The following is an 11,958-nucleotide window of genomic DNA, read 5'->3' as shown; positions in this document are numbered from 1 at the left end:
GACGATAATCGCGACCGACTGTAATCGTCAAGAGGACGAGAACTGGAAATCGAAGGAAAGGTGGTGCCCGGCTCGCGGCAACGGCGGTACCGGGCTCGCAGAAACCGCAGAGCCGGGCTCGTGGAAACGGTCGAGTCGTGGGTGAAGACGGTCATCGGTGGTCAGGATGGAGACATGGGATTCCACGTCGACTCCGAAGCCGGGCGGCTGCGCCGCGTCATCCTGCACCGGCCGGATCTTGAGCTCAAAAGGCTCACCCCCAGCAACAAGGACGCCCTGCTCTTCGACGACCTGCTCTGGGTGCGTCGGGCGCGGGCCGAGCACGACGGCTTCGCGGACGTCCTGCGCGATCGAGGGGTCACCGTCCACCTCTTCGGCGACCTGCTCACCGAGGCCCTGGAGATCCCGGCGGCCAGAACGCTCGTCCTGGACCGGGTCTTCGACGAGAAGGAGTACGGCGTCCTCGCCACCGACCACCTCAGAGCCGCCTTCGAGAACCTGCCCTCGCCGGACCTGGCCGAGGTCCTCATCGGCGGGATGACCAAGCGCGAGTTCCTGGACGCGCACCCGGAGCCGACCTCCGTGCGCTTCCACGTGATGGACCTCGACGACTTCCTGCTCGGCCCGCTCCCCAACCACCTCTTCACCCGGGACACCTCCGCCTGGATCTACGACGGCGTCTCCATCAACGCCATGCGCTGGCCGGCCCGGCAGCGCGAGACGGTCCACTTCGAGGCGATCTACCGGCATCACCCGTTCTTCCGTGACGAAACGTTCCGCGTCTGGTCCGAGGGGCAGGCCGACTACCCCTCCACCATCGAGGGCGGGGACGTCCTCGTCATCGGCAACGGCGCCGTCCTGATCGGCATGAGCGAGCGCACCACGCCCCAGGCCGTCGAGATGCTCGCGCACAAGCTGTTCGCCGCCGGGTCCGCCCAGTCGATCGTCGCCCTGGACATGCCGAAGGCGCGCGCGTTCATGCACCTGGACACCGTGATGACGATGATCGACGGCGACACCTTCACCCAGTACGCGGGCCTCGGCATGCTCCGCTCGTACACCATCGAACCGGGCGTCGGCGACAAGGAGCTCAAGGTCACCGACCATCCGCCGGAGCACATGCACCGCGCGATCGCCGCCGCCCTCGGCCTCAACGAGGTCCGCGTCCTGACCGCCACCCAGGACGTGCACGCGGCCGAGCGCGAGCAGTGGGACGACGGCTGCAACGTCCTGGCCGTCGAGCCGGGCGTCGTCGTCGCCTACGAGCGCAACGCCACCACCAACACCCATCTGCGCAAGCAGGGCATCGAGGTCATCGAGATCCCGGGCAGCGAACTGGGCCGGGGACGCGGTGGACCGCGGTGCATGAGCTGCCCGGTCGAACGTGAGGCCGTATAGAGGCCAGAAGGGGCTGTATAGAAATTCGAATCATCGTATAGACTTCCAGGGTTCCCGTTCCCGCATTCCCTCGCACTCCTGGAGCGCCCCATGGCGACAGTCCCGACCGCCCTCGCCGGCCGCCACTTCCTCAAGGAGCTCGACTTCACCGCGGCGGAGTTCGTCGGCCTGGTCGAGCTGGCCGCCGAGCTGAAGGCGGCCAAGCGGGCGGGGACCGAGACGCGGTACCTGAGCGGCCGGAACATCGCGCTGATCTTCGAGAAGACCTCGACGCGCACGCGCTGCGCGTTCGAGGTCGCCGCCGCCGACCAGGGCGCCTCGACGACGTATCTCGACCCGTCGGGCTCGCAGATCGGGCACAAGGAGTCCGTGAAGGACACCGCGCGGGTGCTGGGGCGGATGTACGACGGCATCGAGTACCGCGGGGACAGCCAGGCCGCCGTGGAGGAGCTGGGCGCGTACGCGGGTGTGCCGGTCTACAACGGGCTGACCGACGACTGGCACCCCACCCAGATGCTCGCCGACGTGCTCACGATGACCGAGCACACCGCCAAGCCGCTGACCGAGGTCACCTTCGCCTACCTCGGCGACGCCCGCTTCAACATGGGGAACTCGTACCTGATCACCGGCGCCCTGCTCGGCATGGACGTACGCGTCGTCGCCCCGAAGTCCTACTGGCCGGTCCAGGAGATCGTCGACCGCGCCCGTGAGCTGGCCGAGTCGAGCGGCGCCCGCGTCACGCTCACCGAGTCCCTGACGGAGGGCGTCCAGGGAGCCGACTTCGTCGCCACCGACGTCTGGGTCTCCATGGGCGAGCCCAAGGAGGTCTGGGACGAGCGGATCACCGCTCTGGCCCCGTACGCCGTGACCATGGACGTCCTGCGTGCCACCGGCAACCCGGACGTCCGGTTCCTGCACTGCCTCCCGGCCTTCCACGACCTCGGCACCAAGGTCGGCCAGGAGATATACGAGACCCATGGCCTCGATTCACTGGAAGTGACCGACGAGGTGTTCGAGTCGGCCCACTCGGTCGTCTTCGACGAGGCGGAGAACCGCCTGCACACGATCAAGGCCATCCTCGTGGCCACGCTCGCCTGACCTACCGCAAACACGCAAACGCGCAGGTCATGCCGGACGCCGCTGCGGCGGCACCGCCGACAGCCTGAACCAGACCGCCTTGCCCGACTCGGTCGGACGGTGTCCGCAGGACGAGCTGAGGGCGCGGATCAGCAGCAGTCCGCGCCCATGTTCCTGCCACGGGTCGGGCTCCCCGCGGTCGGGCCGGGTCAGGTCCCCGGGTGGCGCCGGGTCCGGGTCGTGCACCTCGACCTGACAGCCGGAGGGCAGCAGCTCCACGACGAGTTCTATCGGGGAGTCGCCGGTGGTGTGCTCCACGGCGTTGGCGACCAGCTCGGCCGTGAGCAGCTCCGCGGTGTCACTGTCGGCCCCGTGCTCCAGCTCGGTCAGCGCCGTGCGCACCAGCGCACGGGCAACGGGCACGGCCGCGGCGGAGTGCGGCAGCGCGATGCGCCAGGAGGCGGCGGAGGACGAGGGGCGATCGTACAAGGCGGTTCCGTTCATGAGCAGGCTGTCCTGCTTTCAACCTTATGTATGGTACGGCGCCGCCCGGCAGAGTCGTCCGACGGGCACCGTACGGGACCTTCGACCCCGTACCGAGCGGCTTACCCAGTCCAACGCCCCGCCTCGCATGAGTGAGCCCGTTGTTACCGCGTTATTGACGAGCGGTGACAATGGCGAATCGCGAAGGTTTGTACCGTCATTCTGACGTCAGCAAAGAAGGTGGGTGGGGAGCTCGGGAACTACAGCTCCACCATGCCCGCCGTCAGCGTCGCCCCGTCCGCCGGGTCGATCACGATGAACGCACCGGTGCGCCGGGAGACCGCGTAGTCGTCGAGCGCCAGCGGCTCCGCCGTACGCAGACCGATCCGCCCCAGATCGTTCGCGCGCAGCTCGCTCGCCCCGCCCAGGTCCTTGACGATCGCCTTGACGGTCCTGGTCGTGTGTCGGACCAGCACCCGGTCGCCGACCCGCAACGGCCGATCGGCGAGATGGCAGACGGCCGCCCGGACCTCCTGCGTCAGCGCGGGCACCTCGACCCCGGTCGTGAGCATGTCGCCGCGCGAGATGTCCCGCTGATCGGCGAGGCGCACCGCGATCGACTGCGGCGCGAACGCCACCTCCGACTCGGTGCCGAGCAGGTCGATGCCGGTGATCTCGGAGCTCGCGCCCGAGGGGTGCACGGTCACCCGGTCACCGACCCGCAGCGAGCCCGACACCAACTGGCCCGCGTAGGACCGGAGTTCGCCGTGCCGGATGACGTACTGCACCGGGAAACGGGCAGGCGCGTCGACCTTCTGCGTGCCGACCGGGACGTTCTCCAGGAAGTCCAGCAGGGATGGCCCTCGGTACCAGTCCATGCGCGCCGAACGCTCGACGACGTTGTCGCCGACCAGTGCCGAGACCGGGATCGGCGTGAAGCCGGGCAGTCCCAACTCGGCCGCGTGGCCCGCGAAGTCCTCGACGATCCGCTGGAAGTCCTTCTCCTCGTACCCGACCAGGTCCATCTTGTTGACGGCGAGAACCACGTGCGGGACCCGGAGCAGGGCGGCCACGGCCGCGTGCCGACGGGTCTGCTCTACGACTCCGTTGCGCGCGTCGATCAGGACGATGGCCAGCTCGGCGGTGGAGGCACCGGTGACCATGTTGCGGGTGTACTGCACGTGGCCGGGGGTGTCGGCGAGGATGAACCGCCGCTTGGGGGTGGCGAAGTAGCGGTAGGCGACGTCGATGGTGATGCCCTGCTCGCGCTCGGCGCGCAGGCCGTCGGTCAGCAGCGCGAGGTCGGGGGTGTCCTGGCCGCGATTGCGGGAGGCGTGCGCGACGGCCTCCAGCTGGTCGGTGAGGATCGACTTGGAGTCGTGCAACAGGCGCCCGACGAGCGTGGACTTGCCGTCGTCGACCGAACCGGCGGTCGCGAAACGCAGGGTGTCGATGGTCGCGCCGGACATGCCGGTCGTGCCAGTGGTACCGGTCGTGCTGGTGCTGGCGTTCATGACTAGAAGTACCCCTCGCGCTTACGGTCTTCCATCGCGGCCTCGGACATCTTGTCGTCGGCGCGGGTCGCGCCGCGCTCGGTCAGCCGGGAGGCGGCGATCTCGGCGATCACCTTCTCGATGCCGTCGGCGTCGGAGTCGACGGCGCCGGTGCAGGACATGTCGCCGACCGTGCGGTAGCGGACCTGCCGTTTCTCCACGCTCTCCCCGGACTTGGGGCCGCCCCACCCGCCGGCGGTCAGCCACATGCCGCCGTGGTTGAACACCTCGCGGTAGTGGGCGAAGTAGATGTCGGGCAGCTCGATCCGTTCGCGGGCGATGTACTGCCAGACGTCCAGCTCGGTCCAGTTGGAGAGCGGGAAGACCCGGACGTGCTCACCGGGCGCGTGGCGGCCGTTGTACAGGTTCCACAGCTCGGGCCGCTGCCGCCGCGGGTCCCACTGCGAGAACTCGTCCCGCAGGCTGAACACCCGCTCCTTGGCCCGGGCCTTCTCCTCGTCGCGTCGCCCGCCGCCGAACACCGCGTCGAACTTCTCGTGCTGGATCTTCTCGGTCAACGGCAGGGTCTGCAGCGGATTTCGGGTCCCGTCCGGACGTTCGCGCAGCACACCACGGTCGATGTAGTCCTGCACGGAGGCCATATGGAGCCGCAGCCCGTACAGCTCCACCGTCCGGTCCCGATACTCAAGAACCTCGGGGAAGTTGTGTCCCGTATCAACGTGCAGCAGTGAGAAGGGAATTGGCGCGGGCGCGAACGCCTTCAGCGCGAGATGCAGCATGACGATGGAGTCCTTGCCGCCGGAGAAGAGAATCACCGGCCGCTCGAACTCGCCCGCCACCTCCCGGAATATGTGCACCGCCTCGGACTCCAGAGCGTCCAGATGGGAGAGGCTGAAGCCCTGTGCCGCGCTCACACCAACCCCCGCTCCGCCAGCACCGCGTACACCGCGTCCGCCGACTCCTCGGGCGTCTGCACCTGCGTCGGCAGCACGAGGTCCGGGTCGAAAGGTGGCTCGTACGGGTCGTCGATCCCGGTCAGGCCGGTCAACTGGCCGGCGGCCTGGCGGGCGTAGAGGCCCTTCACGTCCCGCTCGCTGCACACCTCGACCGGGGTGGCGACATGTACCTCGATGTACGGCGTCGAACTGGCCTCGTGCCGCTTGCGCACGGCCTCGCGGCTGTCGGCGTACGGCGCGATGACCGGGACGACGGACAGGACACCGTTGCGCGCGAGGACCTCGGAGACGAGGCCGATGCGCTGCACGTTGGTGTTGCGGTCGGCTCTGGAGAAGCCGAGGCCGGCGGAGAGGAAGCGGCGGACCTCGTCGCCGTCCAGGACCTCCACGCGATGCCCCTCGGCCTTCAGCCGATCCCCCAGGTGGCGGGCGATCGTCGTCTTGCCCGCGCTCGGCAGCCCCGTCAGCCAGACCGTGGCTCCCTGAGTCCTTGGCGTGGTGGTCATGCGCAACAGTCCTCTTTCCTACCCGGCGTACGACGCATGGAACGGTAGGTAAGAAGTCTGAGAGGAAGTGTTAAGGAGGCTGAGGTTTAGCTGAGTGACTCATGGTGCGCAAGGGATCACCTTCACTTGCCATGATCTGTTCACAAATCGCGGCACCCCCTGCACCCACCCCGTCATACGCCCGCGAAGCCGGCCCCCGCCGCCCTGAGCCGCTCGTGCAGCCCCCGGAACACCGCCGCCGACCGGGCCCCCGGCCAGTCCTCGGGGAGCAGTCGAGCGGGCAGTCCGGGGTCGACGTAGGGGAGGTGGCGCCAGGAGTCCAGGGCGAGGAGGTAGTCGCGGTAGGCCTCCTCGGGCGGGGTGTCGGATGCCGCGCGCCCCTGCCAGTCCCGCAGCACGCGCGCGTGGCGGTCGAGGAACGCGTCGTGCTCCTTGGCGATGGCGGCCAGGTCCCACCAGCGGGCGACCGCCTCGACAGTGGGCGCGAAGCCCAGGTGCTCGCCGCGGAAGAGGTCGACGTACGGGTCGAGCCGCAGCCGTACGAGGGTGTGCCGGGTCTCCTCGTACAGCCGGGCCGGGGCGATCCACACGCCCGGTGCCGCGCTGCCGAAGCCGAGACCGGCCAGGCGGGAGCGCAGGACGTGCCGCTTCTGTCGCTCCGACTCCGGTACGGAGAACACGGCGAGCACCCAGCCCTCGTCCTCGGGCGGCACATCGGCGTAGATGCGGCGGTCGCCGTCGTCGAGCAACTGGCGTGCCTCCGCCGAGAGTTCGTACCCCGCCGTGCCCTGGGCCGTGCGTGACGGCAGCAGCAGTCCGCGCCGTTTTAGACGGGACACCGAGGAGCGTACGGAGGGCGCGTCCACGCCGACCGCGGCGAGCAGCCGGATCAGTTCGGCGACGGGCACGGGGCCCGGCACGAAGCGGCCGTACGCGCCGTAGAGCGTGACGATGAGAGACCGTGGGGCAGGCTGGTCGGACACGTTGATCATCTTAGGTCTTCGACATCACTGCTGGTCACCATCGGTGTCAACTCCGGGGTGATCTTCGATGCGCAATCTGAACCGCTGCAGCTTGCCGGTGGCGGTGCGTGGCAGCGCCTCCAGGAAGACGATCTCGCGGGGGCATTTGTACGGCGCCAGCTCGGACTTGACGAAGGCGCGCAGGGCCTCGGCGTCCCGTTCGGCGCCCTCCTTGAGGACGGCGTAGGCCACCACCACCTGACCGCGGGCCTCGTCGGGCCGCCCCACGACCGCCGCCTCGACCACGTCCGGGTGACGCAGCAACGCGTCCTCGACCTCCGGTCCGGCGATGTTGTAGCCGGCCGAGATGATCATGTCGTCCGCGCGGGCGACGAAGCGCAGGTAACCGTCGCTCTCGCGCACATAGGTGTCGCCGGTGACGTTCCAGCCGCCGCGCACGTACTCGCGCTGGCGCGGGTCGGCCAAGTACCGGCAGCCGACCGGCCCTTGCACGGCGAGCAGCCCCGACTCCCCGTCGGGCAGCGGCGTTCCGCCCGCGTCCTGCACGCGCGCGTGCCACCCCGGCACCGGCTTCCCCGTCGTGCCGGGCCTGATGTCCTCGTCGGCGGCGGAGATGAAGATGTGCAACAGCTCGGTGGCGCCTATGCCGTTGATGATCCGCAGCCCGGTCCGCTCCCGCCAGGCCTGCCAGGTGGCGGCGGGCAGGTTCTCCCCGGCGGAGACGCAGCGGCGCAGGGACGAGACGTCGTGCGCGTCGAGTTCGCCGAGCATCGCGCGGTAGGCGGTCGGCGCGGTGAACAGCACCGAGACCCGGTGGGCGGCGATCGCGGGCAACAGCTGCTTGGGGCCCGCCTGTTCGAGCAACAGCGAACTCGCGCCGACGCGCATCGGGAAAATCACCAGCCCGCCCAGCCCGAAGGTGAAACCGAGCGGCGGACTCCCCGCGAAGACGTCGTCCCGACGGGGCCGCAGCACATGCTTCGAGAAGGTGTCGGCTATGGCCAGCACGTCCCGGTGGAAGTGCATGCACCCCTTGGGGCGGCCGGTGGTGCCGGACGTGAACGCGATCAGCGCGACGTCGTCGGCCGCCGTGTCGACGGCCGGGTACGGGGTGTCGGGCGCCGGACGACGCAGGAGGTCGTCGGGGGAGTCGCCGCCGTACGTCGTGATGCGCAGCCCCGGTATCTCCGCCTTGGCGAGGTCGTCGACGGCCCGTATGTCGCACAGGGCCTGCCCTATGTCGGCGATCCCGCACATCGTGGCCAGCTCGTGCGGCCGCTGCTGCGCCAGCACCGTCACGGCGACCGCGCCCGCCTTCAGCACCGCCAGCCAACAGGCCACGAGCCACGGCGTGGTCGGCCCGCGCAGCAGCACCCGGTTCCCGGGGACCACACCGAGGTCGCCGGACAGGACATGCGCGAGCCGGTCGACGCGGGCGCGCAGATCGCCGTACGTCCAGGAGGGTCCTGCGGGGGTGTGGAACACCGGGCTGTCGGCGTCCGGGCCGGTCAGAAGCTCGGCGGCACAGTTCACCCGATCGGGGTACCTCAGCTCCGGCAGCTCGAAGCGCAGCTCCGGCCACTCCTCGCGCGGCGGGAGGTGATCGCGCGCGAAGGTGTCGACATGCGCCGAGTCGATCATGGCGATGCGCCCCCTTGCCTGGTGGCGGGGTCTGGGCTCGCGCATCGAGCGTATCGCCTTGGTGACGACAGTCAACGGGGCGCGATACCGTGCGCGGAGGGAACCGGCGATGCCCTCATCCTCGCTCGAACCGTCTCGGGCCGCCTGGTGTGCGGCTTCTCGCGGACGCGGTCAGTTCGTCCGGGAGGAATCAGCCTCGAAGCGATCTGCCGGAAGTGCGGAGAGAGCCTCAAGAGGAACCAGTTCAAGTCCGCTGGTGTACGCGATGTCGAAGGCGTCGCGTCCGAGTTCCGTCACCAGCCGGTCCCGAAGTGACTCGTACTCAATGGCGTCATCGGGGTCGAGCTGATCATTGTCCGCCAAGGCCGTCGTGACCACCGCGAGAAGTCGAGCGGCTTGCGGGTACGCGCCGTCGCGAACGGCTATGGCCGCAGCGTCCAATACCGCGTACGGGATGAACGCCTGATAGTCATTCCGTGCCACGTAGCGCCGTACCGCCGCGAAAAGGTCGCGAGCCCGGTCGATATCGCTCGAATGCAGTTCCATCCAACCGAGATTGTGTCGCTCGCGCACCGCCCGGTCCTCGTTCCCGAGGGACTCGTTGAGAGCGATGCTCTCCTCGTACAGGACTCGGGCCGTCGCGACATCACCTGCCATACGCGCCGCTCCTGCCAACATGTGGCGCGGCGCTTCTTCGAGGCTCTTGTCGCCGGCACGCAGCGCCACCGCGAGAGCTTCCTCGCCCAACTGCCGAGTTCTCGTCGCGTCATGAGCTCGCATGGCGACAGCGGCGAGTCCATAGAGTGCGTTGATCTCGCCCGCCGGGTCGCTGTTTTCGCGTGCACGGGAAAGCTCGGCGCGGCTCATTCGCTCTACTTCGTCCGTCTCGCCGCGGGTAAAGGCGGCGCGCATTTCCTCGATGAAACTCATTGCGCCGGTCCAGAGTATGTGGGTCGGACACTCACAGTGTGCCGCGAGCTCTTTCGGCGGGCGGCGGTGGGGTCCGAGGGTGGTGCGGCGGCGAGTGGGCCGGTCGCGAATGTGGGCGCGGCGCGGTCGCCGGATCTCTGGGTGGTGCGGTGCGCTTCGCGCCGGGGCATCTGCTCGAACACCTCTACCGAGAGGTGCGAGGGCCGGCGGGGTTCAACGCGGGCTCATCTCAAGGAAGTCGTGCGTGACCGTGCCTCAGGCCGCCATCGTCAGCGAAGCGACCCGGTGCGGCGCGACCGCGCGGCCGTCGGGGGTCAGTTCACCGGAGTCGTCGAACACGATCGCCCCGTCGCAGAGCAGGCTCCAGCCCTGCTCGGGGTGGGCGGCGACGACATGCGCGGCGCAGTTGCCGGAGGAAGAGCTCGAAGGCTGGTGGGAACACATGTCGCACCTCCACGTCGGTGGGGTGTCGCCGGTCGGCGTCCCCGTAGAAGAGACCATCCTCCGGCCGTGAACTCATCGGAACCGTCCGCCGGGAAGCGTGACAACACGCGGACAACACCCGGACGGATCCACGACCGTCGGTGCGGACTCGCCACCGAAGGAGTGACGATCACGGCTGTGGACGTGTGCGCCCGGTACCAGTGGAGGCCCCATCCCCAGGAGGTTCTCCGATGTCCCTGCGCCCCGCTCTGCGCCCCGCGGTTCGTACCGCCGCCTGTGCCGCGCTGTTCCTGCTGGCCGCCGCTCCCGCCGCGCCCGCGTCCGCCGACCCGTTCGAGACCGTGACCGTCGACCCGACGGGGTACATCGCCCCCGACGGGACCGTCACCCTCTCCGGCACCTACCGCTGTCTCGGCAGCGCCGGCCCGGTCTTCGTCAGCTCCTCGGTCGCCCAGAACTCCCCGAACGTCCGCCACGGCATCGGCGGCACCCGTGCCGTGTGCGACGGCATGGAGCACCGCTGGGAGAACACCGGGACGACCTCGGCGGACAAGCTCGAACCCGGCACGGCGAACGTCGAGGCGACGCTGATGGAACTCAACGCCCAGGGCGGCCTGCCGCTGCCCCGCTTCCACGCGGCCCAGCGAGAGGACGTGACCCTGACGGAGAGCTGACGGCCCTGGCGGGCGGTTGGCTGCGTGTGCCCCGGTAGCGGAGGGTGTGGACCCCTCGGCCATCGGGGCACACGTGCGACCGGGCCCTGCCGAGGGGGCGCAGGCCGTGCGGCTCGGGTGCCGGCTCTGTCGCCATCGCCTCACGGACCCTTGGCGAGGACAGAAACATGTGACATTGTACTGGCGTGAGCAGCCCACTGACCTGCGACGTCGTAGTCATCGGGGCCGGAATGGTGGGCGCGGCCTGTGCCCTCTACACGGCCCGGGCAGGCCTGCGGACCCTCCTCGTGGACCGCGGCCCCGTGGCTGGCGGCACCACCGGAGCCGGCGAGGGCAACCTGCTCGTCTCCGACAAGGAACCGGGTCCCGAACTCGACCTCGCCCTCCTGTCCCGACGCCTCTGGAACGACCTCGCCGCCGAACCCGGCCTGGGCGCCGCCGTGGAGTTCGAGCCGAAGGGCGGAGTCGTCGTCGCCTCCTCGCCCGAGGGCATGTCCGCGCTGACCGACTTCGCCGCCGGACAGCGGGCCGCCGGAGTCGACGCGCAGCTCGTGACCGCCGACCAACTCCCCGACCTGGAGCCGCACTTGGCCCCCGGACTCGCAGGCGGAGTGCTTTACCCCGAGGACTGTCAGGTGATGCCGACCCTGGCCGCCGCCCACGTCGTACGAGCGGCCCGACGCGCCGGCTCCGACCTGCGCACCGGCACCGCCGTCACCGGCATCCTGTGTGCGAAGGACGGTTCCGTGCGCGGCGTACGGACCGCGCACGGCGACCTGCACGCCCCGGTCGTCATCAACGCGGCCGGCACCTGGGGCGGCGAGGTCGCCGCGCTGGCCGGCGTCCACCTGCCCGTACTGCCGCGCCGCGGCTTCGTGTTGGTCACCGAACCGCTGCCGCGCGGGGTGATCCGGCACAAGGTGTACGCCGCCGACTACGTGGCCGACGTCGCCAGCGGGGACGCGGGGCTCCAGTCCTCGGCGGTCGTCGAGGGAACGGACGCGGGCCCGGTGCTGATCGGTGCCAGCCGCGAACGGGTGGGCTTCGACCGGACGTTCTCGCTCCCGGTCGTGCGCAGACTGGCCGCGCAGGCCACCGCGCTCTTCCCGATGCTCGGCACGGTCCACGCGATGCGCGGCTACCTCGGCTTCCGGCCCTATCTGCCGGACCACCTGCCGGCCATCGGCCCCGACCCCCGGGTGCCGGGGCTCCACCACGCGTGCGGTCACGAGGGCGCGGGCATCGGACTCGCGGTCGGTACCGGGCACTTGATCGCCCAGACGCTGACCGACCGGACACCGGACCTCGACCTGACGCCGTTCCGCCCGGACCGTTTCGAGGAGGGGCAGTGA

The 11,958-nt window shown here is 69.8% G+C and carries 12 protein-coding genes; 4 read left to right on the top strand and 8 right to left on the bottom strand.

Annotated features, from left to right (window positions below):
• The first annotated feature begins 174 nt into the window (after positions 1-174).
• Together M2283_RS30280 and argF are read left to right on the top strand one after the other, a co-directional pair.
• Complete coding sequence (locus M2283_RS30280; protein ID WP_280879609.1) at positions 175-1,398, top strand: arginine deiminase; 1,224 nt, start codon at positions 175-177, stop codon at positions 1,396-1,398.
• A 90-nt stretch (positions 1,399-1,488) separates the two neighbouring features.
• Positions 1,489-2,496 (top strand): ornithine carbamoyltransferase, encoded by a 1,008-nt coding sequence (gene argF, locus M2283_RS30275; RefSeq protein ID WP_280879608.1) that lies wholly within the window; start codon positions 1,489-1,491, stop codon positions 2,494-2,496.
• A gap of 27 nt (positions 2,497-2,523) precedes the next feature.
• Here argF and M2283_RS30270 read toward each other — a convergent pair whose 3' ends face one another.
• From M2283_RS30270 to M2283_RS30235, 8 genes are all read right to left on the bottom strand, one after another.
• The gene (locus M2283_RS30270) at positions 2,524-2,979 is read right to left on the bottom strand and encodes an ATP-binding protein (RefSeq protein ID WP_280879607.1); all 456 of its coding nucleotides are present in this window, start codon (positions 2,977-2,979) and stop codon (positions 2,524-2,526) included.
• Positions 2,980-3,218: 239 nt separating this feature from the next.
• The gene (locus tag M2283_RS30265; RefSeq protein ID WP_280879751.1) at positions 3,219-4,427 is read right to left on the bottom strand and encodes a sulfate adenylyltransferase subunit 1; all 1,209 of its coding nucleotides are present in this window, start codon (positions 4,425-4,427) and stop codon (positions 3,219-3,221) included.
• A 47-nt stretch (positions 4,428-4,474) separates the two neighbouring features.
• Positions 4,475-5,386 carry a sulfate adenylyltransferase subunit CysD gene (cysD, locus tag M2283_RS30260; RefSeq protein ID WP_280879606.1) on the bottom strand — a complete coding sequence of 304 codons (912 nt, stop codon included), beginning with the start codon at positions 5,384-5,386 and terminating at the stop codon, positions 4,475-4,477.
• A complete protein-coding gene (cysC, locus tag M2283_RS30255; RefSeq protein WP_280879605.1) occupies positions 5,383-5,934 on the bottom strand; it encodes an adenylyl-sulfate kinase in 552 nt (183 codons plus the stop codon). Before cysC ends, cysD begins: the two co-directional genes overlap by 4 nt.
• Positions 5,935-6,107: 173 nt before the next feature.
• Positions 6,108-6,926: a PaaX family transcriptional regulator gene (locus M2283_RS30250; protein ID WP_280879604.1), complete on the bottom strand. Its 819-nt coding sequence runs from the start codon at positions 6,924-6,926 to the stop codon at positions 6,108-6,110.
• Positions 6,927-6,941: 15 nt separating this feature from the next.
• Positions 6,942-8,603, bottom strand: a complete 1,662-nt coding sequence (locus M2283_RS30245; protein ID WP_432423146.1) for an AMP-binding protein — start codon at positions 8,601-8,603, stop codon at positions 6,942-6,944.
• A gap of 126 nt (positions 8,604-8,729) precedes the next feature.
• Positions 8,730-9,488 (bottom strand): hypothetical protein, encoded by a 759-nt coding sequence (locus tag M2283_RS30240; protein WP_280879603.1) that lies wholly within the window; start codon positions 9,486-9,488, stop codon positions 8,730-8,732.
• A gap of 255 nt (positions 9,489-9,743) precedes the next feature.
• A complete protein-coding gene (locus M2283_RS30235) occupies positions 9,744-9,932 on the bottom strand; it encodes a DUF5999 family protein (RefSeq protein WP_280879602.1) in 189 nt (62 codons plus the stop codon).
• Positions 9,933-10,162: 230 nt separating this feature from the next.
• On the opposite strand from M2283_RS30235, the gene M2283_RS30230 reads away from it, so the two are divergent.
• Complete coding sequence (locus M2283_RS30230) at positions 10,163-10,606, top strand: DUF6299 family protein (RefSeq protein WP_280879601.1); 444 nt, start codon at positions 10,163-10,165, stop codon at positions 10,604-10,606.
• A gap of 185 nt (positions 10,607-10,791) precedes the next feature.
• Complete coding sequence (locus M2283_RS30225; RefSeq protein WP_280879600.1) at positions 10,792-11,958, top strand: NAD(P)/FAD-dependent oxidoreductase; 1,167 nt, start codon at positions 10,792-10,794, stop codon at positions 11,956-11,958.

Origin of the sequence: Streptomyces pseudovenezuelae, assembly GCF_029892565.1 — a bacterium.
Taxonomy (GTDB): Bacteria; Actinomycetota; Actinomycetes; order Streptomycetales; family Streptomycetaceae; genus Streptomyces; species Streptomyces pseudovenezuelae_A.
The sequence above is the reverse complement of the archived record's forward strand: the minus strand, read 5'-3'. Positions and strand labels throughout refer to the sequence as shown.

Coding starts and splice junctions, on each gene's coding strand:
- M2283_RS30240 (WP_280879603.1), bottom strand. CDS start 9,488: ATGAGTTTCATCGAGGAAATGCGCGCCGCCTTTACCCGCGGCGAGACG.
- M2283_RS30280 (WP_280879609.1), top strand. CDS start 175: ATGGGATTCCACGTCGACTCCGAAGCCGGGCGGCTGCGCCGCGTCATC.
- M2283_RS30245 (WP_432423146.1), bottom strand. CDS start 8,603: ATGCGCGAGCCCAGACCCCGCCACCAGGCAAGGGGGCGCATCGCCATG.
- M2283_RS30270 (WP_280879607.1), bottom strand. CDS start 2,979: ATGAACGGAACCGCCTTGTACGATCGCCCCTCGTCCTCCGCCGCCTCC.
- M2283_RS30250 (WP_280879604.1), bottom strand. CDS start 6,926: ATGATCAACGTGTCCGACCAGCCTGCCCCACGGTCTCTCATCGTCACG.
- M2283_RS30230 (WP_280879601.1), top strand. CDS start 10,163: ATGTCCCTGCGCCCCGCTCTGCGCCCCGCGGTTCGTACCGCCGCCTGT.
- M2283_RS30235 (WP_280879602.1), bottom strand. CDS start 9,932: ATGTGTTCCCACCAGCCTTCGAGCTCTTCCTCCGGCAACTGCGCCGCG.
- cysC (WP_280879605.1), bottom strand. CDS start 5,934: ATGACCACCACGCCAAGGACTCAGGGAGCCACGGTCTGGCTGACGGGG.
- M2283_RS30265 (WP_280879751.1), bottom strand. CDS start 4,427: ATGTCCGGCGCGACCATCGACACCCTGCGTTTCGCGACCGCCGGTTCG.
- argF (WP_280879608.1), top strand. CDS start 1,489: ATGGCGACAGTCCCGACCGCCCTCGCCGGCCGCCACTTCCTCAAGGAG.